The 22,995-nt window shown below is 41.6% G+C and carries 30 protein-coding genes and 1 riboswitch; of the genes, 22 read left to right on the top strand and 8 right to left on the bottom strand.

The features are described from left to right. Positions 1–4 precede the first annotated feature (4 nt). The 8 genes from ICV90_RS10305 to ICV90_RS07745 all read left to right on the top strand — a co-directional run bounded on the left by ICV90_RS10305 (position 5) and on the right by ICV90_RS07745 (position 5,201). Complete coding sequence (locus ICV90_RS10305; protein WP_251367706.1) at positions 5–1,462, top strand: DUF2779 domain-containing protein; 1,458 nt, start codon at positions 5–7, stop codon at positions 1,460–1,462. Positions 1,463–1,490: 28 nt separating this feature from the next. Further along, positions 1,491–1,588, top strand: a riboswitch (SAM-I-IV-variant riboswitch). A 91-nt stretch (positions 1,589–1,679) separates the two neighbouring features. Then, complete coding sequence (locus ICV90_RS07775; protein WP_215358180.1) at positions 1,680–2,102, top strand: hypothetical protein; 423 nt, start codon at positions 1,680–1,682, stop codon at positions 2,100–2,102. A 105-nt stretch (positions 2,103–2,207) separates the two neighbouring features. After that, positions 2,208–2,570: a hypothetical protein gene (locus tag ICV90_RS07770; protein ID WP_215358179.1), complete on the top strand. Its 363-nt coding sequence runs from the start codon at positions 2,208–2,210 to the stop codon at positions 2,568–2,570. A gap of 95 nt (positions 2,571–2,665) precedes the next feature. Next, positions 2,666–3,019, top strand: coding sequence for a hypothetical protein (locus ICV90_RS07765; protein ID WP_215358177.1), 354 nt, complete (start codon positions 2,666–2,668; stop codon positions 3,017–3,019). Then, positions 3,020–3,733: a DUF3293 domain-containing protein gene (locus ICV90_RS07760; protein WP_215358175.1), complete on the top strand. Its 714-nt coding sequence runs from the start codon at positions 3,020–3,022 to the stop codon at positions 3,731–3,733. It begins immediately after the preceding gene. Further along, the gene (locus tag ICV90_RS07755; RefSeq protein WP_215358169.1) at positions 3,730–4,251 is read left to right on the top strand and encodes a DUF2815 family protein; all 522 of its coding nucleotides are present in this window, start codon (positions 3,730–3,732) and stop codon (positions 4,249–4,251) included. Before ICV90_RS07760 ends, ICV90_RS07755 begins: the two co-directional genes overlap by 4 nt. Then, the gene (locus ICV90_RS07750) at positions 4,244–4,732 is read left to right on the top strand and encodes a hypothetical protein (RefSeq protein WP_215358167.1); all 489 of its coding nucleotides are present in this window, start codon (positions 4,244–4,246) and stop codon (positions 4,730–4,732) included. Before ICV90_RS07755 ends, ICV90_RS07750 begins: the two co-directional genes overlap by 8 nt. Next, positions 4,725–5,201 (top strand): hypothetical protein, encoded by a 477-nt coding sequence (locus tag ICV90_RS07745; RefSeq protein ID WP_215358165.1) that lies wholly within the window; start codon positions 4,725–4,727, stop codon positions 5,199–5,201. Before ICV90_RS07750 ends, ICV90_RS07745 begins: the two co-directional genes overlap by 8 nt. On the opposite strand, the gene ICV90_RS07740 is transcribed toward ICV90_RS07745, so the two are convergent. Together ICV90_RS07740 and ICV90_RS07735 are read right to left on the bottom strand one after the other, a co-directional pair. After that, the gene (locus ICV90_RS07740; protein WP_215358157.1) at positions 5,198–5,743 is read right to left on the bottom strand and encodes a hypothetical protein; all 546 of its coding nucleotides are present in this window, start codon (positions 5,741–5,743) and stop codon (positions 5,198–5,200) included. The two genes, ICV90_RS07745 and ICV90_RS07740, sit on opposite strands and share 4 nt — an antisense overlap. Next, complete coding sequence (locus ICV90_RS07735; RefSeq protein ID WP_215358155.1) at positions 5,736–6,707, bottom strand: YafY family protein; 972 nt, start codon at positions 6,705–6,707, stop codon at positions 5,736–5,738. Before ICV90_RS07735 ends, ICV90_RS07740 begins: the two co-directional genes overlap by 8 nt. Positions 6,708–6,821: 114 nt before the next feature. Here ICV90_RS07735 and ICV90_RS07730 point away from each other — a divergent pair, with 114 nt between their 5' ends. From ICV90_RS07730 to ICV90_RS07720, 3 genes are read left to right on the top strand one after another with little or no spacing between them, the layout of a single operon-like run. Next, complete coding sequence (locus tag ICV90_RS07730; protein WP_215310583.1) at positions 6,822–7,007, top strand: hypothetical protein; 186 nt, start codon at positions 6,822–6,824, stop codon at positions 7,005–7,007. Beyond that, positions 7,007–7,144, top strand: coding sequence for a hypothetical protein (locus tag ICV90_RS07725; RefSeq protein ID WP_215358075.1), 138 nt, complete (start codon positions 7,007–7,009; stop codon positions 7,142–7,144). The genes ICV90_RS07730 and ICV90_RS07725 overlap by 1 nt, the downstream gene beginning before the upstream one ends. Further along, positions 7,141–7,560, top strand: coding sequence for a hypothetical protein (locus ICV90_RS07720; RefSeq protein ID WP_215358073.1), 420 nt, complete (start codon positions 7,141–7,143; stop codon positions 7,558–7,560). The genes ICV90_RS07725 and ICV90_RS07720 overlap by 4 nt, the downstream gene beginning before the upstream one ends. 10 nt (positions 7,561–7,570) lie before the next feature. Here the strand turns inward: ICV90_RS07720 and ICV90_RS07715 are convergent, their stop codons facing one another. From ICV90_RS07715 to ICV90_RS07700, 4 genes are all read right to left on the bottom strand, one after another. Further along, the gene (locus ICV90_RS07715) at positions 7,571–7,990 is read right to left on the bottom strand and encodes an HAD domain-containing protein (protein WP_215358072.1); all 420 of its coding nucleotides are present in this window, start codon (positions 7,988–7,990) and stop codon (positions 7,571–7,573) included. Further along, positions 7,987–8,544, bottom strand: coding sequence for a hypothetical protein (locus ICV90_RS07710; protein ID WP_215358070.1), 558 nt, complete (start codon positions 8,542–8,544; stop codon positions 7,987–7,989). Before ICV90_RS07710 ends, ICV90_RS07715 begins: the two co-directional genes overlap by 4 nt. Beyond that, positions 8,541–8,846 (bottom strand): hypothetical protein, encoded by a 306-nt coding sequence (locus ICV90_RS07705; protein ID WP_215358068.1) that lies wholly within the window; start codon positions 8,844–8,846, stop codon positions 8,541–8,543. The genes ICV90_RS07710 and ICV90_RS07705 overlap by 4 nt, the downstream gene beginning before the upstream one ends. A gap of 205 nt (positions 8,847–9,051) precedes the next feature. Then, positions 9,052–9,366, bottom strand: coding sequence for a hypothetical protein (locus tag ICV90_RS07700; protein WP_215358066.1), 315 nt, complete (start codon positions 9,364–9,366; stop codon positions 9,052–9,054). A 119-nt stretch (positions 9,367–9,485) separates the two neighbouring features. Here ICV90_RS07700 and ICV90_RS07695 point away from each other — a divergent pair, with 119 nt between their 5' ends. The 3 genes from ICV90_RS07695 to ICV90_RS07685 are packed head-to-tail and all read left to right on the top strand — an operon-like array spanning position 9,486 to position 11,964. Then, complete coding sequence (locus tag ICV90_RS07695; RefSeq protein ID WP_215358064.1) at positions 9,486–9,773, top strand: hypothetical protein; 288 nt, start codon at positions 9,486–9,488, stop codon at positions 9,771–9,773. A gap of 7 nt (positions 9,774–9,780) precedes the next feature. After that, positions 9,781–11,688 carry a DUF3857 and transglutaminase domain-containing protein gene (locus ICV90_RS07690; RefSeq protein ID WP_215358062.1) on the top strand — a complete coding sequence of 636 codons (1,908 nt, stop codon included), beginning with the start codon at positions 9,781–9,783 and terminating at the stop codon, positions 11,686–11,688. A 30-nt stretch (positions 11,689–11,718) separates the two neighbouring features. After that, positions 11,719–11,964, top strand: a complete 246-nt coding sequence (locus tag ICV90_RS07685) for a hypothetical protein (protein ID WP_215358060.1) — start codon at positions 11,719–11,721, stop codon at positions 11,962–11,964. A gap of 218 nt (positions 11,965–12,182) precedes the next feature. Here the strand turns inward: ICV90_RS07685 and ICV90_RS07680 are convergent, their stop codons facing one another. Next, positions 12,183–12,785 carry a hypothetical protein gene (locus ICV90_RS07680; RefSeq protein WP_215358058.1) on the bottom strand — a complete coding sequence of 201 codons (603 nt, stop codon included), beginning with the start codon at positions 12,783–12,785 and terminating at the stop codon, positions 12,183–12,185. Beyond that, positions 12,785–13,252: a hypothetical protein gene (locus ICV90_RS07675; protein WP_215358056.1), complete on the bottom strand. Its 468-nt coding sequence runs from the start codon at positions 13,250–13,252 to the stop codon at positions 12,785–12,787. The genes ICV90_RS07680 and ICV90_RS07675 overlap by 1 nt, the downstream gene beginning before the upstream one ends. 183 nt (positions 13,253–13,435) lie before the next feature. Between ICV90_RS07675 and ICV90_RS07670 the strand changes: the two genes are divergently transcribed. From ICV90_RS07670 to ICV90_RS07635, 8 genes are all read left to right on the top strand, one after another. After that, the gene (locus tag ICV90_RS07670; RefSeq protein ID WP_215358040.1) at positions 13,436–13,987 is read left to right on the top strand and encodes a hypothetical protein; all 552 of its coding nucleotides are present in this window, start codon (positions 13,436–13,438) and stop codon (positions 13,985–13,987) included. 21 nt (positions 13,988–14,008) lie between these two features. Continuing rightward, positions 14,009–14,590 carry a SprT-like domain-containing protein gene (locus ICV90_RS07665; RefSeq protein ID WP_215358032.1) on the top strand — a complete coding sequence of 194 codons (582 nt, stop codon included), beginning with the start codon at positions 14,009–14,011 and terminating at the stop codon, positions 14,588–14,590. Positions 14,591–15,105: 515 nt separating this feature from the next. Then, positions 15,106–15,285: a hypothetical protein gene (locus ICV90_RS07660; RefSeq protein ID WP_215358030.1), complete on the top strand. Its 180-nt coding sequence runs from the start codon at positions 15,106–15,108 to the stop codon at positions 15,283–15,285. Between the two features lie 24 nt (positions 15,286–15,309). Further along, entirely contained in the window at positions 15,310–15,618 is a 309-nt protein-coding gene (locus ICV90_RS07655) for a hypothetical protein (protein ID WP_215358028.1), read from the top strand. A 12-nt stretch (positions 15,619–15,630) separates the two neighbouring features. After that, a complete protein-coding gene (locus tag ICV90_RS07650; RefSeq protein WP_215358020.1) occupies positions 15,631–17,577 on the top strand; it encodes a hypothetical protein in 1,947 nt (648 codons plus the stop codon). Positions 17,578–17,853: 276 nt separating this feature from the next. After that, complete coding sequence (locus tag ICV90_RS07645) at positions 17,854–19,314, top strand: ATP-binding protein (RefSeq protein ID WP_215358018.1); 1,461 nt, start codon at positions 17,854–17,856, stop codon at positions 19,312–19,314. Further along, on the top strand, positions 19,311–22,046 hold the full coding sequence (locus tag ICV90_RS07640; protein WP_215358002.1) for a Z1 domain-containing protein: 2,736 nt from the start codon (positions 19,311–19,313) through the stop codon (positions 22,044–22,046). The genes ICV90_RS07645 and ICV90_RS07640 overlap by 4 nt, the downstream gene beginning before the upstream one ends. Next, positions 22,036–22,989, top strand: coding sequence for a PD-(D/E)XK motif protein (locus ICV90_RS07635; protein WP_215358000.1), 954 nt, complete (start codon positions 22,036–22,038; stop codon positions 22,987–22,989). Before ICV90_RS07640 ends, ICV90_RS07635 begins: the two co-directional genes overlap by 11 nt. Positions 22,990–22,995 lie beyond the last annotated feature (6 nt).

Genomic DNA, 22,995 nt, shown 5'->3' with positions numbered 1-22,995 from the left:
TCTTATGGCAAGTCTGAGCAAGTCTAAGATCATTGCCCACCGCCAGTGCCCTAAACGCCTATGGCTGCAAATAAATCGGCCTGAGCTCCTCCAAATTAGCGCAGCAACCCAGGTTAGATTTGATGAGGGCAACAAAGTTGGAGATATCGCTCGCCAGAATTATCCAGGCGGAGTTTTTATAGAGACTCTTAATCGAGCAGAGGCTATCGCCCAAACTAAAGAGGCTGTAACGAAACCCCAAACAATCTTCGAAGGCGCCTTCTTTGAAGAGAATGTCATGATTCGCGCAGATTTACTCTTCCCTGAAAATGATGGATATCGTTTGGTGGAGGTTAAATCTTCTACTGGCGTGAAAAGCTACCATGTTGATGATGTAACAGTTCAAAGTTGGGTCATGGAGAAGGCGGGTTGTTCGCCAACCAGTATGGCCTTAGCTTATATCAATAATAAATTTGTCTATCAAGGCGATGGAAATTACGAAGGTTTATTTACTGAGACCGATTTATCAAACCAGGTAAAGCCGAATATGTCTCAAGTGCAATCTTGGGTTGATGATGCAGAAAAAACCTTAGCTTTAACAGTTGAGCCTGCGATTGCGCCAGGTGAACAATGTACAGATCCATTTACCTGTGACTTTATTGCCTATTGCTCTCCGCCTGAAGAGGGCGTGGAGTATCCAGTGGAAATCTTGCCCTATGGCAAAGCAATTGCTTCGGAATTAAGGGGTGATGGATACAAAGATTTGCGCGAAGTACCTGCGGATCGTTTAAGCAATCCAAAACATCTTAAGGTTCATACGGCAACCCTGAGTGGGAATGCTATCTTGGAGCAAGAGGCAATTTCACAAATACAGGCCTTGCCCTACCCACGCTATTACCTTGATTTTGAGACCATTGGTTTTGCAGTACCGATTTGGGCAGGCACGCGCCCCTATATGCAACTCCCATTTCAGTGGTCATGCCATATCGAGCAGACTGATGGATCAATGGCCCATAAAGAATTTTTAGATCTTTCAGGAAATGACCCCCGGGAAATGTTTGCAAAAACATTGATAGAGGCTGTCTCTAAAGATGGACCTGTAATTGTTTACAACGCTGGATTTGAGGGTGCGCGCATTAAAGAGTTGGCTACAGCTTTTCCGCACCTCGCTTCAGGTCTATTGGCTATTCCTGAGCGCTTCTTTGATTTGCTGCCACTAGCGCGTAATTATTACTACCATCCTGATATGAAGGGCTCTTGGTCAATCAAAGATGTCCTGCCCACAATCGCACCTGAATTGGATTATGCAAATCTAGAGGTTAGTGATGGGGCAATGGCACAAGAGGCATATAAAGAAGCTATCCATAGCCAAACCACTCCAGAGCGAAAAGAAGTAGTAAGGCGTGCAATGCTCAAGTATTGCGAACAAGATACGATTGCGATGGTCAAAATTGTGAGCGCTTGGAGCGATTATTCAACTTGACACAATGAATTAAAAGTCTGCATAATTCAATCTACATCAAGAGATGGCTTTGTCGCCACAGCAACCTGCTAACGCAGTAAGGTGCTAAAAAGATGAGACCCGAAGTGGGTAATCAAAAGCGACAAACCCACCAATTGGTGGGTTTTTTGTTTTAGGGCGCTTTATACCGAATTGCTAGGCCCGACATCTCGTCAAACTAGCTAAATAGGAGAATGACATGACTTTTTTCACAAAAGATCCAAAGCGGATTCAGACTACTTGGGGGCTGATTGGAGGTAATAAAAACTTTCTCGCCTACATTGATGCCGATATTCTAGATGAAGCAGTAATTGAGCAGGCTAAGAAAATTGTGGATCGGTGCAGTCCACAACGTTATGGACCAAACGGTACTCATGCCTATTCATTTTTACAGCGCGAGTATTTGCTTAATCTGCTCCTCTTTCATTACGTAGACCATGATTTTTTCCCGTCAGGACATATCTGTATTACTGATGAATGGCTTTATCAGAGCTCAGTTAAAACTACTGGTAGCAGGTGGTTTAGCTTTAAGTGCCGGACTAAAGGTCGGCACTATCAGGCGGGGTGGTGGATCAAAATTCCGAGCCTGCTAGAAATCAATGCGCGTAGCAATCCGCAGTGATTAATTGCAATTTACGGCCCAATAGATCAAAAAATGACCTACAGGCTCAATCTATGAGCCTGTAGGTTTTTAAACTTACTTCATACCATCCACAAAGGAGAAATCATGCGTGACTACACATATTTAGGCGGTGCCCGTTTTACTGTAAATAATCTGTTTCGTAGCCTGAGGTTTGATATTGATCGCCTCGATATGAGCTGGGTCGATGGAGAAAAACCAGAATTTACAAGAGGGCTGCGCGTTGTTGATAACGATGAAGTCAATACGATCACCGTTGATGGTGAGGATGGTGACAACTTGATCTATAGCCTTACCTATATCTTTAGCAAAGAAGATGGTCATGAGGCTTTTAGGGCTGCAACAGATGCATATTTAATCGTTGCACTAGAAACAAAGGAGTTTTTGGTGACGAACCAAAAAAAGAATCCAGAGGGAAAGCCTGAAGTAGTGGAGGCAGTTATCCACTAAGCGAACCTAGTGGTAAAGAAGCATAAGTAAAGGGCGGATTTAAACCGAATTGCTAAGCCCAGACATTTGTCAAATTAGCTAAATAGGAGAGAGCAATGAAAATTACAACTATCAAAATTGGGTTACACCAATTTAATAATTCAACTATCAAGCGAGGGCTAGTTGCACTGCGTAACCAGCTAGTTCCTGTGTCTCTATATCAGGATGAAAATAACTATATTGCACAAGCCATAGAACATGAGGGGCAATATTTTTATCAGGTAAACGGAGTAACGGTGCGGGCCCTAAAGCATGAGTATGAGCGCGCTATTAGTAATCCCCGTTTGTACTATTTTTCGTCCGCATTAAAGCTACATTTTCGAGTCCAAAAGGCTCGAAACTTAGGATTGGGCTTGAGTTGGCCAGAGCAAGCCGCAGCGCCGATTAATGTTTGTGAATTGGGGAAATAAATGAACGAACTAGACATCAGAACTATTTCTCCCAAGCTCATCAAAGCTTATCGTGAGGCTGTCTATGTCATTCAGATTGAGGATCGAGAGATTGCCTTACAGGTAAACAAGGCTTCACCTCAATTGGCGAAACTCATGATGGAGTGGGAGGTTTCCACAGCAGCCTTTTTAACGGCATTTAATCCCTTCAGCCAAGTACTGGATCAGCAGGAAAACGAAGTTAGACAAAAAAAGATGTGGGCCGATGCCCAGCCAATGTGCCCAAAGATATTTCCAGGCATAGGGCGGGATAAAAATGATCAATGGCCGCATGAGTTAAGTATGTTGGCTTTAGGTATTCACCAGCAAGATGCACAGGCTTTAGCAGATCAGTATGAGCAAAATGCTTTTCTATGGATTTCCAATGAGCAGGGATTTGTTAGTCTGAAGTTGAGGCATCCCATAGCAGAGGCCACAGATCAAGAATTACAAGAGTGGATGTTAGGTCTTTCGCAGCCTCATATGCTTGCGCTACTTCGAGGTGCCTATCCAGATGTTAAGTGGCTTATGACCATCTCTGAAGCTGAGATGGAGCACTGGTTATTCCCTCAATACTGGGATTTAAATCAACCCTGGCCGCTTTCAACTCCGGATGGAACAGCTATTAGCGCAGGTACCGAGATGGATCGGATGTTTAAGTTAACAGCCTCTGGCTTGGAGAAGCTTTATTCATGAGCAAAAACACAAATATAAAAGTAGTGACTGGTATGGTGCGCTTTGCTAATGTGCATCTATATAAACCTATGTCTTGGGTTGAGGGCGAATCTCCGAAGTACTCTGTAACGCTCATTATTCCTAAATCAGATACCAAAACCATCGAGAACATTAATAGCACATTTACTCAGGTATTAGAGCTAAACAAAAGCAAGCTTACGAATAAGCCGATGATTCCTTATGGCTTAAAGGATGGGGATGTGGAGAGGGGTGACCCACTTTATTCTGATGCTTACTTCATTAATACTTCTACTTCTGAAAAGCCGGGGATTGTTGATGTCGATCTAAATCCACTGATAGAGCCTAATGATGTATATGACGGATGCTATGGAAGAATATCAATTACTTTTTTTGCATATTCAGTCAATGGCAAAGGTGGAATAGGGGTAGGTCTAAATAACGTTCAAAAGTTAAAAGATGGTGAACCCAATCAAAAGCCAATAAGTGACTTTGCAGACAAGGGTGGTGAAATTGTCTGACTATGATCGAGCAGGCTTAATAGGTTTGATTAAAGCTGAATTTAAGCTAGATTGGCATGGTATTCATGGTGCTAACCATTGGGCGCGGGTACTCAATCACGGAAAAAATATTGGCCAAATCCGTCAGGCTGATTTATTGGTAGTTGAGCTCTTTGGGTTTTTGCATGACAGCTGTCGTTTTGATGATGGTAGGGACCCTAAGCATGGAGAGCGGGCAGCAGAATTTGCTCATGGTATTCATGGCGATTTTTACCAGCTAACCCCAAAGCAATTAAGTGAGCTTTGTCATGCCCTGCGACATCACTCTGGTGGCGAGGTATCCACCAACAAGACCATCCAAACATGCTGGGATGCTGATCGACTCGATTTAGGAAGGGTTGGCATCTTTCCATCACCTCAATTTTTGTCTCAAGAGGCCAATATTTTTATAGATCTGGCTTATGACTGGAGTACTCAGGCGCCAAGGAGAACTCATGTCTGACTATGATGATTACAACAGCAATAATTCAGGCGGAATTATTGGATCAATTATTTCTGCGCTCATTCTTATTGCCCTATGGCCATATATCTTAGCTCTACTCGGAATCTACATCGCCTATCTAGTGGCGGTTGCAGTATTGGGCTGGATTGCAGAGCATTGGGTATTAATGGGGCTGTATGTGGCTGGTGCATGGGGTGTTTATGCAATCTTTCACCACCGTTTAATTCCTAAAGCTTGGAAGAGGACGCTAATATACTTTCGACCAAAGCCAATTTATGTTGTGCTTTCAGGCGTGAGTGTGGAAGAAAATATAGCTGTACCCCCAAATTTGTCAGAAAGGAAATTTATCCCATCAACAAATCTTTATTGCTACTGGTGTACAAAGAAGTTAGGTTTTAAGGCTTGGGAGAGAAAGGGGATGTATTACTGTGATGAATGCAGCCAGAAGGTTTCTCTTTACGACTCTTAATATTCAAGTATTGGACTGTTGTAATGAATACACCACTTACAACTTCTGAGGGTATTTTTGACGCTCCTATTTAGCTGCACCTTATTTACAGGAATACTGCTTTTGTATTTTGACCGGAAAACCCTTTGAGTTATTAAATGCAGCAGTGGTGAATCAATAGATGGATTTCTTTGATATTCGCCAAGAACAGAAAAAAATCTTTCCTGATAAAAAATGCTTAAATTAATGGCTATGATTCTTTTATCCAAACCATTTGGCAAGCTTAGTCCCCATAAAAAGCTATCAATAACGGCACCCATTATTTTTTCACGTTCCTTGTCCTTCGATGTATCAAGGTAGGCTCTAGCAAAAAAGATGAAATTAAAAGAAAAAAGCTCATTTTTGTCTAGCCCACTTCCTCCTCGTGGTTTATGGGGCGACCTTCTTTTAATTCGCTCACTAGAAAACTCACTCAATCCATAGCGATACATTTCTAGGTATGCCTCAGTAAGAATTTCTACCTTGCGCTCTTTGGAAAGTGATTTTTTGAAGATGTTAATCATATTTTTTTGACATATTTTTTATCTCGAGCTTAATCTTATTTTTTAGGCTTGCTGGCTCTAGAACTTCAACTCCAGATCCATGCTTTAAAATATCCATAACTAACTCTGGGTCTTGGTTGTAATCAAATTCTAAGTTGAAATAACCCTCTTTATCAAAGCTTCCAACTTGCTGGCCATGCCAGTTTTCGCCAGCAACCCATCTTGCGTGCTCAGGAGTAAACCGTAGCTTGGCTCTTTGGGTTGCCTTGCCGGAGAAGATGCCATAGCTTTCTGAGAAGTGTTCTTGGCACTCCTTCTCTGAAATCTCTTGTGCCTTCTTATTACTTAAGGTCGCCTTGCGAATCCCATCCACTGCAAAACTACGTAAGCCATCGCGTAAGTGGCAATATCCATCTAGATACCAGTTCTCACGATAGAAGATAAGACGCTGGGGCGAAATCTCCCTCTCCGTGAGTTCATCCTTCCCCTTGGCGTAATAAGAAATCTCCAAGCGATTTCGTTTGAGTAGGGCGGCACCAATTTCAGAGAAGTTATCGATTGAATTTTTTCTCGCACCCATTCCAAGCACTTTTATTCGCTTACGAAGCTCCTTGGCAGATGTCTCACTCTGACCTAAGATGCCATCAATAATTGCGGTTAAGGGTTCAATATGCGGGCCAATAAGTCCGCCTTGATCAAGCGAAGAGAGTAAGTGCTGCATGAGCACTAAAGCTGTAGCCTCTTTTTCAGAGAACCAAAGCCCTGGCATTTCAATCTTGTCTACTTGGTCTGGATTCTCAAACTTATATCCACCCATAAAGCGGTCATAAACAATGGAGGCCTTTAAACGGCTTCGTAGGTACTCAAGATCGCGCTTAAAGGTTGCAGGTGAAACCTCTAACTCTGATAAAAAATCTTCCCTTGGCACGCATTTACGCTGCTGAATCATGTACTTAATGCGGTGCAGCCGTTCCATATCACTCATAAGAGCCCCTAATGGTTATATCTTTTGTTGTTTTTATAACTTTAATCACTTTATAGCTCATTTCATGAGCTAGTGGGTCATTAATCTGACCTATATCAACAAAAGGGGTGAAAAATGGTTAAGTTATTAGGTCTATTCTTAATGTTTATCAGTGCTTATTGCCTAGAGCAGGGCGGGCTGGATTTGGGGCTAGTTCAAGCCTTCTTTATCGGCTTATTTATGTTTTTCAGCGAGGCATTAATTGCGCATGTGTCATTTGTGCAGCGTGAAAAAGTGCGAGCTAAGTATCGGAGACGTTAATGAGCATGCTCAATTACGCCGTGCGAAGAATTACTCCCTCCATAGGGTATCTATTGGATGAGTTTTCAGAGTCGGAAGAATTGCAGGCCCAATTTCATGAAGTGGATCTTTCTTTAATAAATCCGGATGCTCTATGAGCATTTCAAACATAAAGACGATCGTTTTTGCAATTACTTTATCTTGCATTGAGTTTGTAGCGGCACAACCTATACAGACATTGCCTAACGGTGCGGGTGGCTATAACACCTATGGTCGCAACGGAGCGCTCACTCAAACATTGCCAAATGCTGCTGGCGGATATAACACCTACTCACCCAATGGGCAGTTGACACAGACACTACCTAATGGCGCCGGAGGTTACAACACATATTCGCCGAATGGGCAGCTCACACAAACCATACCCAACGGTGCGGGTGGCTACAACACGTATGGACCCAATGGCGGAGTGACGCAAACATTGCCGAGTGGTGCGGGCGGTTACAACACCTACACACCCAATGGAAAACTTATACAGACTCTACCCAATGGTGCTGGTGGGTGGAATACTTACTAAGAATAAGTAATTATTGCGTAATCATCCATTGACTCAACTCCTTCATCTGCTTATCTGAGATTCCGGTATTTGGGTTGCAGCGAATGAGTTCTGGGCAAGGGCTTGGGAATTCCCAATAGGAGTCATCCAAGGCTTTCCAGTTGCTTGCTCCATGTGACTGTAAAAAATTCACAATCTCCTGATAGCGCGGATGTTTGCCAATTACTGGTGATCCAGTAACGCCAATAACCAGACTGGAGATTGAGTCCGGCAATAGCTTCTGAAGTTTTTTAAGGCTATGTGTGAAGCGCCAACTCGAAGAAATGACAATTCTAATATTTGATCCTGCAAGAGTTTCCTCAAGCAGATGAACTCTATTGAAGGGATCTTCACCAGCGAAGTGGGTTGGGTGAAGTACTCCATCAAAATCCAAGAAGAGTAATTTATTCATAATACGTCAGCAAATTCTAGCCATTCGTGCCTACAAGCCGTACATCTTCTAGAGCTTGGATATTTTGGGGGTGGTGGATCACCCAGTTCCCTTTGCTTCACAATCTTTTGTTTAAAGAATTCCCCGCGCTTCTTGCCGCATTTTGGGCAATACAAATTGATGGTGTGAGGTTTAGCTTTTGGATCATCATGTAGGTGAGCTTCAAAGCTCATTGCAGTAATCCACTCTGGGGATTGCATGGTCTTACAGGGCACCTTAATGTTCTCTATCTGAAATACATCACCTCGAACGCTAAGCTTTATAGTTGGTCCCGCAGGACGTGCAGCCAAGAATGACAGTACTACCCCGGAATTGACTTCAATATAGCCTCTCCAATTGATTGCCTTTTCAACCAAACATCTAGTTTGGACTCCTCTGACGCAGTAGATGGCCTCACCATTAAAGAACGCAATATAAAGCTCTTCAGCTAAAGAGGCCTTCGTCGTTTTTCTTGGCTTTAATCTTTTCAATACCGCCAGAAACTCCTCGGTATCGATGATCATTTCGGCGATCATTGTCTTTTGCTAGGGGAGTACCCAATCCGATTTCCGTTGTTATCAAAGACATTAGTCACGCCAGTTGGTGATTGGGTCTCATAGCCAATACGATTGCCGCTGTTGTCATACACCCCATTATTGGCGTTGTAGTTGTACTGACTGTTGTTGTAGTTATATGGGGAGTTATTGTAGTTATACGAACTGTTGTTGTAGTTGTACTGACTATTGTTGTAATTAAAGGGCGAGTTTTCCCAACTAGTCACTTGGGCATAGCTGAGGCTAGAGATAAGAAGGGTGCCAATAAAAAGTAATCGTTTCATTTGGGTCTCCTTAAGATTTTTTAGCGTATTTATGACGGGAGGGCGTATAGGTCGTACTTAAGTCCTTCCAGCAGTAGTAGCAATTTTCATGACCACTTGGGTTGTTATATTTTTGATAACTCTTTTTGCCTCCACCATCAGTCCTTGCAAAACTAGGGATCATGAAACTCGCCAACAAGGCGGCAATAAGTAATCGTTTCATTTCTTACCAACCTTTCACTGAAGGCGCCTGAGGTGCTTGGCGTGGAGTATTGATCGTTGTATTAGGACTTGCATATACAGGAGTTGTAGAAGTTCCTTGATACGCGCCTTGAGAGTTATAAAAATTAGTCTGCCCGTTATCAGTCTGAAATGACTGAACATTTTGGCCGGTAGCGTTATAGACATTAGTCACGCCACTGGGGGATGTTTGGCTATATCCAACATAGTTACCGGTTGGGCCATAAATGGCTTGGGCAGATACGCCCCGCACCAATAGAACTACTTGAGCAATCAAAAATAGGGTGATGAGGTATTTCATGGGTGACTCCCAAAAAGTTATCTGAAAACACAACAATTTCAGAATAAAAACCATGGAGCTCACCTAATGAGCTAGTGGATCAACACAATAAAAAAACTAAATAACTAAAAAAGATCCCCTTGATTAGCTCCCTTGTATTCATTGCCCTCATGCCGCTCCAGGTATCACCAGCTGGAAAATCAGGTGTACCCCTCTCAACCCCATTAGCGGTTGCTGTCTATGTGGATACCTCTAGGATCCTAGGATTACCTAAATTTAGGCTCAGGGATCGAAAGGGTAATCCTTATCTTCCAGATAAGACTCTATTACAAGAGCCGTTAGCCATGGTTCACGACAGCGCAGGAATTATTTTTACAGGCGAAGTAAACAAACGAAAGGCTTACATACAGTCGTATGTGAGACGTTAAAGATCCTATGAAATTTGCACTTCAATCCATCAGTAGTCTTGGAGCAGTTCTTCTAGGATTTTTATTGCTAGCCAATGTTGGTATCACTAGTGCAGGTAGAGGAGAGTTGGAATCTCTCTCAGCAGTAGAGCGAGCAGTAATCACTGAAACTATTCAAGCTGATGGCACTGTAGTTGAAATTGACGAACTAACTACGCTAGTTAAATCCCAATTGGTGGTTGATGCAGAGTCCCAGGCGGATCTGCCATACAACTCAACGCTATCTAAGCTAGAGGTCTTAGAGGCTTACACCATTACCCCTAAGGGCGAGAAGATATCTGTAGCACCCAATGCTATTAGAACTGTGGAGGATGACAACAGCGCTGGGGCGGCAATGTTCTCAGACCAGAAGCACAAGATCATCATCTTTCCAAAGGTAACCCCTGGTTCAAAGACTTATTACAAAACCAAGCTCACAACCTTTAAGCCTCTATTGCCAGGATACTTTTTTACGCGCCTGACGTTTTCTCCGAATGCAGAGGTATTGTCTTATGAGTACAGCTTAAATTATCCCGAAGATCTAAAGCTCTATAGCGATATCAAAGACGTTAAGCAAGCCAGGGATGAGGTAATAGATGGCGTGCGTCATGTGAGCTATAACTATCAAAACCTGAAGATGAAAAAGAAAGAGCAGCTTCAGGTTGCTAGCAGTGATTTCTCCCCTCACATCTATATCTCAACCTTTGCTAGCCAAGAAGACTTTGCTAAAGCCTATGAGGCTCGTATTGCAGATAAGTCATTAGTAACCCCTGATATCCAGAAGATGGCTGATGAAATTACTAAAGACGTGGATAAGAAAGTGGCTGCAGATAAGATGCTGAACCTAAAGAAGGAGCAGGCTCGAGCTCTTTATAACTGGGTATCTCGAAACATCCGTTACGTAGCTATTTACCTTGGGGATGGAGGTATCGTGCCCCATGACGCCACAAGTATTCTAAAGAACCGTTATGGCGACTGCAAGGATCACAACGCGTTGCTAATAGCCTTACTGGCAGCAAAAGGTATTAATGCAAGTAGCGCCTTAATTAACTCAGGCGTTGCCTATACGCTTCCTAAATATCCAGTAATTGGGCCCTTTAACCATGTCATTACCTATATTCCAGCTTGGGACCTCTATTTGGACTCTACGGCAGAGATGGCGCCATTTGGTACCTTGCCATCAAGCGAGATAGATAAGCCGACCTTATTAACTAAGTTAGCTAAGGTGGGGCATACGCCGAAGCCAAAAAAGGAAGATAGCAAAATCCTTACCGGTATCACTATGCAAATAGAGAAGGATGGCCGGATTAAAGGAAAAACGCACACCATGTACTTTGGCAGTGCTGAAATAAATGCACGTTATAGATATGAGGGCGCGGAAACTACGCTTTCTGAAAAGCTCGTCAGAAGTGATCTGGCTAAATTTAGGCAGACTGGTGAAGGAAAGATCACGACCAGTTACGTATATGACTTAAATGAGCCGTTTACGACAAATACTGAGTTCACATTAGATGCTATTGCCAATGTGCCTGGCCCAGGAGCTATAGCCATACCTGTAGGCCTCGCGCCCGGTGAGCTAGCGCTCATTGCAAATGATAGGCCTCCAGAGAAATTCACTGTGCCATATACATGTGCCACTAAGTGGATAGGGGAAAGCTACAAGATTGGCTTCCCAAGCAATGCCAAGGTAACGCGAATCCCGCCAAATACGAGTTATAAGAAAGGCGGCATAGAGTATGAATCAACCTATGAAGAATCCAAAAACGTTGTCTCAGTAACAAGAATTTTGAAGGTGCAAAGACCTGGTGCCGTATGTCACCCGGCAGAGCTACAGAAGTGGAAAGACTTTTATCAGGTATTTATAAAAGATATGCGTAGCCAAATTTTCTATGAGTAGACACCATTGATATTAAAAAGGGAGTAAAAAATGAATGATGGATTAACAATACGCAATTGTGTATTTGCATTTAAATGTACGGCACAGTGGAGTGAGTTAACTGCTACAGATGATGAAAAGATAAGTTTCTGTGATGACTGTCAAAAAGAAGTTCACCTATGTGAGGATGATGAGGAGTTGGCTAAGTCCGTCCGCCTGAATCGTTGTATAGCGATCTACCGAGAGGGTGGAATGGTTATGGAGGATTTGGTAGGCAAGGTTTTGATTCAAGACTAATAAAGGTAAAACAGCCGGTCTATCCCGGCTGTCCGCTGGCTCGCACCCTGAAAGGAGTCCCCATGGATGTGGTTATAAAAAGAGCGCACAAACTGGTATGGTTTTTTCATGAAAAGACTGTCTCTTCTGGTCTTGGGGCACTCATACCTTATCCCTGCGACCACAACAAATAAAGTTCAATATTGTTATTAGAGCCGACTAAAAGCCCAAATAATGAGCTAATCACGTTCGATGATAAATTCCGACAAGATCTTTTTATTGCGCACTTTGGCGTAACCTCGAATATCTGAGGAGCATTGAGACTGGTATTTGCCAGTTCTGCTTCCCTTGGGAATATAAAAAGACCAAACCTCGTCGTCCCCATCAGTCGCATCGGCTAGGAATCTTAACCAACCATGATTGAGGTGGCCAAATGGTAAAGCAGGGACGGCACTAAGTGGGTCGATGACGTAGCTAGCAATCTCTACATCAATTGGATTCACTTGGGAAATTAAATACTTTGGAGAGCAATAAAAATCAGGTAATTTTTGCCATGCCTGATTAGCCGCCTCATCTTTTTTGTGTATTAAATAATAAATTACAAATCCAGGCCAACCCAGTAATACGCAAGCTGTAGCAAAACAATAGACTAAAAACTCTTTAAGTTGATCTACAAAGCTTACCTCTTTACCCACCGCCTTCATGAGTCCCTTAGCAAACTCGCCGGGTCTTTCTTTCCAGGCATTTATTAAGAAGTAAGCAGCCATTAATACGCCTGGCACGATGTATATAAGAAGGTAATGAGACCAAGATTCTGGTCTCCACAACAAAATTGAGCCCATTATTTACCCCTTCTTAGAAAAAGCGGGTAGTCTTCCTCATTTTTTTTCTTGGGGAGTTCGTTATGGCGAGCATGTTTATTAATTAATATTCCCTGCTTAAATTCCATTAAAAGATCGTATTCATAAACACTGCCATAGCCCATATGCCGATAGTCCAGTTGAGCGCCCTGAGGGCAACGAAGTTCACCTGTAAACCAATGCGCAAATACTTTGTCATACCCCGGAAATACATCGGATAAGCTCAGAATCTCCTCATAGGATTTATGCGCCGATAAGGCTATCAAATACAGACGTTCAACACCCTCGTGTTCTAAGATTTCCCAGGTACCAACATAACCGCGCCAATTAGCTGTATGCGGAGACTTAAATGAGATCTCAGCATTTTTTAAATAGAGCGATAAAGGGTTGGTAAACAAGGGGATCTCTTTGCCTCCATACATCAGTCTTTCTGAAACTTGAGCTGTCATTTATTTCTCCTAGTGAGTGGGACAGTTATAAATAATCTAAAGCTCAAATAACGAGCTATTTAAAAATATTCAAAAAATAAAAATAGACTAGCTCGATATATGAGCTTAGGAATGCATAAGCTCATCTCATAACTTTAGTAATACCAAACCCACCAACATCTACATAAAAAATTTGGAGATTGCATGCCTGTTCTCATAGAGGGCGTCTGTGTTTTATTAAAAAGAGGGTCTGTTATAGAGCGCTATCAAGGGGGATATGGTCAATTTATTTTTGATCTTCAGGATCGATCGAGACTTTGGGAGAGCGAGGTTCTGCTTAGCGTTGGTTTTGAAAATCATGCAAGCGCCCGTAAGTATCTTGAATTCTTGGTGCAGAGAGGTCTCAAGATCATGCTTATTAATGAAGAAAATCCCAACAACACAGATGCAATGTTGGTAGATCAAGTCTTTGGGCCAAGTTTTAGAGTCTATTGGCTGGACTTTATTCACTTAAGCCCGAATTCAAACTCAAAACAAAATTCAAGGTCGAAGTCTAAGAGGCCTCAGTTGCGGAACCAAGAAAACATAGTGATTGCAGCTACTTTTGATGAGGTGGACAGTAATGATGAGGCAAGAATTAGTGGGTGGGATAAGAGTGATATTTCATTTCCTATGGATTGGGAATTTAAGAGGTCTAAATCCATGGATCTCGAGTTCATGAGAATGGCTGAGAACCGCAGCAAGCTAACACACTAGGAAGGGCATGTGTAAATCAAAATGAACCAAGCAAATAGAGAGCAATGGTTAATAGCGGCTGTCGATCATTTGACGCCGATCTTCGAAAGAATGGGATATTCCATTCCTCCTGTTAAGGTTTCCGTTGGATTTCCTAGTACAGGTGGCAAGGGGCGGCACTTGGGTCAATGCTGGTCTAGCAAATCTTCAGAGGACGGAATGAACCAAATATTTATTGCCCCGCATTTAGAAACACCAATAGATTTTTTAGACACACTAGTTCATGAGCTCGTACATGCTGTAGATGATTGTGAGAGCGGTCACGGAGATAGCTTTAAAAAGATTGCTTTGGATGTAGGCCTCAAAGGCCCGATGAGAAGCGCTGGAGCTGGGGATTCTTTAAGAGAAGATTTAATACGTATCGCCGAAAAGTTAGGAAGCTTCCCTCATGGTAGATTGAGATTACCCGTACGAAGTATGCAGAAAGCACCGAAACGTCCTGGCGCTAAATGTACTAAGTGCGGATATGAAGTGGTGATGCTAAAAAAACATCTTCATCTAGGTCCGCCAATATGTCCAAAAGATATAGAGGGCATGGAAGCAACTGGAGACTGGAATGAATGATTGTTATAAAAAATATTTTTAGTGAACTTGACAAAACAAATTTATTTGGAGTAATATATATTTAATCGTTGGAAAACTACTCATCATTATTTCAGAAGCTACCAACAGCTCTTTAAAATTTAACTTACCAACATAAAAAAGTAGTCAAAACTTTTAAAAAGCTTTCTACCCTTAAGTGGAAAATGGGTTTTGATTTATTAACAGGTGTTAATAGAGTTAAAAAGTAATAGAGTCACGTAATGTTTAGCGTGGATAGTTAGTAAAGCTTATGTCCATTTATATTCCGTACCGATACGGAATTGTTTAAACCTAACATTGTTAGGTACTGTCTGACAGTATTAGATGTAAAGTTACTACTAAGTAGTAGCTATTCGGGACGGTACCGAATAGATGATTCGTTACATGTAACGAAATGCTTGAAAGTGGTCCTGGATGGGTTGCCATCCAAAAGAGTAATAAGGGGCATTTGCCCATTTTTTTAAAATGTAGTATAGTTAATAACATTGGAACTAAAAATGAAACTGAAAAATTTAGATGTTTACGCAAAAAATGCAGGAATTAGATCTCGTGGCCCACGCCAGACTTATGACTTTGGTTTTGGAGATGAGACCCGTGGCTTTGCTTTAGAAGTAAGTGGTGGTCGAATGATTGAGAAGTCGAGCCGCCGCAAAATTTTTTACCAGTTGTATATTTAATAACATTCTAACTAGGATACAATCATGCACATACACATGAAAAATGAAAACATTCGATATAGCGACCATTTCTTAAGTGACCGGATGCATCGCGGTATTGGTGAGGACGTTATTCAAACCCTTATGGAAATGGGCCAGTCCGTATTTGACAAGCACAACTGCAAGGTCTACTTCTTCACGGATAAGTCTTTTCATAATATGAAACGTGCTGGGATGTCTAAGCAAGACATAGAGTATTACCGCAAAAAAAGAGCCATCCAAGTTGTAGTCTCTTTGGATGGCTTATTAGTAACAGCCATGTATGCCAATAGCAGTCGCACGCATCTCCATTAGGACTAAGAAGTAATGAAATTGAACTCAGAAGCTATTTACAAGTATTTTCGAGCACGCTTTGATATGAGCGTTAAGGGCCGTGCTGAGGCAACCTTGCCAAGCTGGTTAGATGACAAAACTTGGCAAAAAAGTAAGGCAGCTAAAGATGTTGTTAGTGCCTTTCAATCGGTATTGGCGGTGCAGTTTGCATGCTCTAAGCTCATTGAAAAGACGCATGGCTTTTTCAATGTTGAAAACGATGCTGGTACGCCAGGAAAACTAGTGGCATTAAAGGTTTTATTGCGCTTAGTTCCCCCGTGTGATTCAAACGCTGAGAATAGTTTGTCGCGCGAAGCAATTGAGAGTTTAGAGCTGCTGACTATGAATGCTGACTTTGGCGCACTTTTTGCTGAGATAGGCGTGCAACTGCGAGAGTCTAAAAAAGCGAATTCAGTAATTGAAGAGGTAATCTGCCAGGGGTTTGATCGTGATGGAGCAATTTTTACTCCAAAGGATGTATCAATATTCATGGGCCGATTGGCAGGAATCGAAAATGAGTGCGTGGATATCTACTGTAACTATGGCGCAGGATTGTTCTTCGGCAATAACATTCAAAATGCCGACCGTATTCGCCTTGTAGGGAATGAGGTTGTAGACAGAGAGAATTTATGGCCTAGGCAATTTCCTGAAAGATTAAATGTTGCCTATAAGGAGGCGGAGTTTTCCTTTAACAGGTCTGCCGTATTTGAAAGAATGCTAACGGAATTAGAGTGGGCGACGTCTGATAGAGCGGAGCAGAAATCGAACTCATTATTGGTTAATGCTGCATTAAACGAGCTGCCTTTTTACGAATCCTTGGAAGGTGGTTTAGCGAGTGACAGCTTGGATCATCTATTAAAGGCAGGATATAAGAAGGTAGTTGTTTTAGTTCCTAATGCTTATTTAAGCGGTGGGCGCGGGATAGCCAACTCACAAAATATATTTCAGCATTGCGTTTCTATGGGGCTGACGGGGGTTATCCAGCTACCAATGGGGGTAATTGGGGCGGTTCATGAGGCTTACTCAATTTTGGAGTTTGAGCCAGGGAAAAGGTCAGTCAAAATTGATTTTAGAGATATTGATTTTGGCGTAGAGAGTGATCCCGCTAGGTTGTATCAGCGGGCTGAACGTGGGTTTGGATTGCCTATGCGCAGAAATGAGTTGAACTTAAGTGCCATCACATTAGAAGGCGGCATGCCACAGGCTAGTAGAAATATTCGATCCGTAGAGGATGTATTGAGTCATGGTATTTCTAATCAGTCTCGTTCAAAGCAGTTAGTTTCATTTGAGGCAACTCGCTTTATAGAGCAAAAAGGATTTCAGGAGATCTTTCCAAATCTGCAATTTGCCCCTTTATCGGACCTAGTAAATATATATAGAGTGCAGCATATGCAGTCGGCATTACCTGAGGACGGTATTGAATATGTGGAGATTGGCGGTAGTGAGATAGGACCTTTTGGAAATATTGAAAGCGGAATTAAAAAATATATTCATGAATCTTCTAGAGATAGGTTGAATCAAGCAACCCTTGAACAGGGCGATGTAATTCTGTGTATTCGAGGATCAATTGGGAAAGTAGCTCTTATGGGTGCCGAGAGATCCAGTATGCCGATTGCCCCAAATCAAAGCTTTGTAAAGCTGACATTTAAGAAAAAGCCAAAAGAAAATGAAATAAATCCTGATTTACTATTTTGGTGGCTGAACTCAACTTTATCCAAGGAATTAATTGCATCTAAGGCTTTGTCACAAGGCGTTCCTAGGCTAGCAAGAATGGATGTGGCTAATTTATTGGTACCCGTTGGACCTTGGGATGTATTAGCAAAAGAATACAAAAAATATGATGAATGGAAGCATGAAGCTGTACTTGCCATTGAATATGCAAATAAAGCTCATACATTGGGCTTGCTAGCATTTGAGTTAAATCCGCCTCCTGCTAAGTGAGAGGTGGGTAGTTCAAATACCTTTATGTTGAATAAGTCTATAGCTAGATATTTAGAAAGCAGACCGCTTAGTAAGGCAATTAAATATGAGTTTGCACTAAGTTTTAAGCGGTTTAAGCCTTCATTATTGCCCCTTAAGATAGCCATAGCATCTTTTATGGAAGGCTCATATTTTGAGCTTGATAGGGATTATCTTTATAAGAGGCATTCATTAATGGCATCCTATAATGAATTATCAATAAATTTTAGTACGGCTTTATTTAATTAATTAAAAAATATGAACGGCAAAGATAATCAAGTGGAATTGTTAGAGGTATTACCAGATCCAATTTCACTTATTGAATCAATGCGGGCAGTCGGATACTCTGTTGAGGCTGCGATCGCAGACTTAATTGATAACAGTCTATCTGCTGAGGCAACAAAAATTAGCGTTGCTTATGATGGGGTATCGCAGCCATTTGTAGCTATTCTAGATAATGGCCTCGGAATGAGTTCCTCTGGAATTACCGAGGCAATGCGACATGGAAAAAATCCAAATGATCCTCGTGAAAAATCTGATTTAGGTCGCTTCGGGCTTGGACTAAAGACAGCATCTCTTTCTCAGTGCAGAAAGTTGACCGTTGTATCAAAAAAAGATGGACAGATTAATGCGCGATGCTGGGATCTAGATATCGTAGCGTTAAAAAATAAGTGGGTTGTGACAATTCCCTCCATTCAAGAAATTGAGAAATTTAGCTTTTTTGCAGAGCTTAATAAACAAGAATCTGGAACTCTTGTCGTTTGGGAGGAGCTAGATAAGTTACTCGCAGGCGCTAAAGATGCAGATAAAGAGATGACACTTAAGTTCCATGGTTTATTGGAATATTTGGCCTTAATTTTTCATCGGTTTACTCAAAAGGAGTCTGGGTTTAAAGAGGTTTCAATTGATGTGAACGGGCAGCCGCTGCCATTTCGAGACCCTTTCTTAAAGGCAAATAGCTATAGGCAAAATCTAGAGGGCCAGGTGATACGCCACGAAAAAGGCAATGTCACAATTACCCCTCATATTCTTCCTCCGGTAAATCATTTAACGCCCGAAGAGATTGCTATTACAGGTGGTCTAGACGGCTTAAGAAATTCACAGGGATTTTATATTTATCGGGGTAGAAGACTTGTTATTTGGGGTACTTGGTTTCGATTGGTCCCAAAGGAAGAGTTTTTTAAACTATCAAGAATACAAGTGGATATACCAAATTCATTTGATGAATTATGGTCACTAGATATTAAGAAATCCGCAGCATTTCCCCCGGATGTAATTCGTAATCGCCTAAAGGAATTGATACCTCATTTTGCGAATACAAGTCGCAAAACTGTAACTTATCCCGGACGAAGAAGAGGGGTTGAGCAAATTACTCCACTGTGGGAGCGGCTAGAGCCCGCACATGGCTTATTTAAGTATGAGATCAATGAGGAGCACCCGCTTGTAAAGAGAGTATCTGAGCAGTTGGATGGGAAATCGATGGGTAATTTGAGAGATTTAATTTCTGCTATCGAATGTTCGCTTCCAGTAGAGGCGATTTATGCAGATCTTTGTAATGATGCACGGTCAAAGCTAGATACTGATGTGGATGAATTGATCAGAATAGGCCAAATCTTATTGGAGTCTAGTGTTTTATCTGCGGAAGAAGTTCTTAAGATGGAGCCATTAAGTCGGTACCCAAAATTGCATGATGAGATATTAAAAGGATTAAACGTATGACCGCCATGGATCTTTATGTAATTGCTATTGGACTTTTAGGTAGCCAAACCTTAACTGATGAATTATTAGAAGAGATACTTGGTCAACTAAAGAGAATTGCCCCAGATGCCAACGAAGAGCACCTTAAATCTATTAAGAAAAGACTTGAATCAAATCTTGGCGTGAGGTCAACGCCTGGCTATTCTTTGCACGGTGGAGATCAGGATCCTTGGCTGGACCAAGTTAAGCCAACCATTAAATGGGAATATTGGGATGCTTACGTTAATGAACTGAAGACCAACGGTTTTAATACAGATGTTATTCGTGTCCTAGATGAGGATACGAATAATATTCTTAATGAGTGTGGGAATCCATCAAGAGAGGGCCCATGGCGAATTAAAGGGCTGGTTATGGGCGACGTCCAGTCTGGCAAAACTGCAAATTATTGCGGTCTAGTAAATAAAGCGGCCGATGCTGGTTACCGGGTGATCATATTGCTTACGGGCGTCATAGAGGAGTTGAGATCGCAAACCCAAGCTCGCTTAGATTCTGGTTTCGTAGGAAAAGACAGTAGAGAAATTTTGCAAGGTATAAATGGCGGTAGCGATATCGGCTCAGGAAGATTTAGATCAAAGACGCCAAACGTTCTCACTTCAGTCGATTCTGACTTTTTAACTTCAAATAAAAAAGCTCTAGGTGGCATCCCCTTAAAGAATATTCAAGAGCCAGTTCTTCTTGTGATGAAGAAAAATAAAACTGCGCTCTCAAATCTGAAGAGTTTTTTAGAGACTCAAATGAGCGGCAATAGTTATTTAGATGTTCCAATGCTCATGATTGATGATGAGGCAGATAACGCGTCTGTTAACGCTAAAAAAGATGAAGATCCGGCCACAATTAATAAATTAATAAGGCAACTATTAGAATCATTCAGCAAGTCAAGTTATTGCGCCTATACTGCCACCCCTTTTGCTAATGTTTTTATTACGCCGGACGGTGAAGACTTATTCCCAGAAAATTTTGTCTACTCATTAAACGCGCCGAATAGTTATATTGGCGTTGCAAAGATATTTAGAGAGGATGGCGAACATCACTATCAACTTCAAACTATTGATGATGCGGAAGAATTTATTCCGGAAAAACATAAAAAAGATTTTGAAGTCGTCGATCTACCGCCATCCTTAAAAGAGGCAATACGAGTCTTTTTTATTACCTGTGCGATTAGAGATTTAAGGGAGGAGCCCCTTAAACACAGATCTATGCTTATTAATGTAAGTCGCTTTACGGACGTTCAGAATAGGCTATCTGGCGTTGTAAAAAATTACGTCTACGAGTTAACTGAAGAAATTAAGCAATACCTAGCAGCAGATGCCTTATGGAGCAGGCATGATTTATTAAAAGAACTGCATGAGACTTGGGAGCAGCATTTTGCAGATGCGGGTATTAGTTGGCATGAAATTCGAAAGGCTTTATACAGCTCAATTTCTAGCGTTAAAACAGTTACTATTAACCAAAAGACCGAAGAAACGGAAAAGTTAAATTACACGCAACATCCAGCTGGTCGCAGGGTAATTGCGATAGGGGGGTTAACCTTATCAAGAGGGCTTACGTTAGAAGGTTTATCTACAAGTTATTTCTATAGAAACTCAAAAGCCTACGACACCTTACTTCAAATGGGTAGGTGGTTTGGGTATCGCTCTGGGTATGAAGACTTATGTAGGGTTTGGGCTGCAGAAGATGCTCAGGAATGGTTTGAGCATATTGCGGATGTGGTTGACGAATTGCGTCTCGATATTAAGAGAATGCATGTTAATAGAAAGCCTCCAAAATTATTTGGCATGAGAGTAAGGTCGCATCCAGGCGCCCTCCTTGTTACCGCACGCAATAAGATGCGAAACGCCAAGGAAATAGAAATTGCCGTTTCTTTTAGTGGATATAAAGCTGAGACGCCTTTTATTCCAAGCAATAAAGGCGAAATAGCGAAGAATATCTCTGAAACAAAATCATTCCTTAGTGCCCTAGGTAGGCCATCAAAGATGAGTGGCACAAGACGCATCTGGGAAGATGTTTCCGCCTCTAAGATTGCGATGTACCTATCTACCATATCAATTTCTAATATGAACTTCGCTTTCATGGCAACTACTGCAGAAGAAGAGCGACCGCTAATAAAATTTATTAGAGAAAATACTGTGGAATCTCTATCCGAGTGGGATGTATGTTTGCCCCAGGGATCCGGAGAGCTCTTAGAAGAATTCAAAATTCTAAAAGACGACGGATCTATTGAGATTGTGAAATCAAGGGGGCGACAATTTTCAATAGTTCCCCCCAGTTCTAATTTTTACAAATTGAACAAACAAAGGGTTGGAGAGAGTGAAGATGAGAAGGTGGGATTACTGCCGGAAGCAGTAAAAGAAGCCGAGGCAGAGTGGAGGCAAGATCCGAAGAATGATGGAAAGGTAACTGTTCCAGGAAAAGCATTCACGGCTTTTAGACATAGACCTCTTCTGACAATTCATTTAATTACACCAATGGACCCCAAGGAAACTAAGTCGGAAAAAGCTGGAAAGTCTAAGAAGCCAAAATCAATGGCCGCCTCAGATGTGGCGAATGGCCCTTTTGTAGCTCTTGGCATAAATTTCCCAATTTATGAAGAGAATGGGAACGTTAACTATGTGCCATACAAGCTTAATCGCATTGCGCTAGCGCAGCTCGGTCTAATTGGTGAAACTGATGATGGTGATGAAGATGAAGATTAAAGATCTTTGGTCTGAATGTATAAATGCTTTAGATAAAAATGAACTGGGAAGCGACGAATATCAGCTAAAAAGAATAGAGTCAGTTAATAAATTTGCAGTCTATGTTGGAATTGATTCTTCAAAAAATTTCATCCTCGCCTTTAATGTTGTTAGTCGCCCTCCAAGTATCAACTTAAAGTCGGGAGCCATTGATTACTTAACCATTGAACGGCCAGATAAATCATGGTTTATGGTTCTTCGGCTGCTTGACGCAAAGCTTTTCAATGTATTTGAAGTTTTATGTGAGAATTTAATTGATGCAGCTACTCAGTGTGATGCCGAATTTGCGCTCATATTGCTTATTGAAAAAAGGCTCAAGTCTTGGGAGAAGCTTTTTCAAGCAGGGGGTAACGGGTTACTAGCTGAATTTCAAATTCAGGGACTGTTAGGCGAATTAATTTTCCTACAAGAAGAAATTATAAAAAGTGGGCATGAGATCAATATCCCCTTGAATGCTTGGGTAGGACCTCAAGGCGCAGACCAGGACTTTATATTCTCAGATCACTCTTATGAAATAAAAACGATAAGAGTAAATGGTGAGACTATTTCAATTGCCTCATTAGACCAGTTAAGCTCAAGTCTTCCAATAACACTTGTAGTAATTGAATTAATTAAGGTCGGTCTTGGCGATAGTCAAGCATTCAATCTAAATGAGTATGTGACTAAGATTGAAAATCTAATCTATTCAGATCCAGCAGCCTTAATGATATTTAGATCAACGCTTTTAGAGTCTGGGTATGTTCGCCATGACTATTACGATAAGTTTTACTTCTCGCTAAATGCCGTCACTAGATATCAGGTTGTGGAAGATTTTCCTAAATTAACGGCAGCCAATGTTCCTGATGCAATAGCTAGCTGTCAATACACCCTAAAACTAGAAGATTTACTCAAATTTAAAATATAAATAATT

Origin of the sequence: Polynucleobacter sp. JS-JIR-II-b4, assembly GCF_018687815.1 — a bacterium.
Lineage (GTDB): Bacteria > Pseudomonadota > Gammaproteobacteria > Burkholderiales > Burkholderiaceae > Polynucleobacter.
This window is presented reverse-complemented; position numbering and strand designations above follow the sequence as displayed.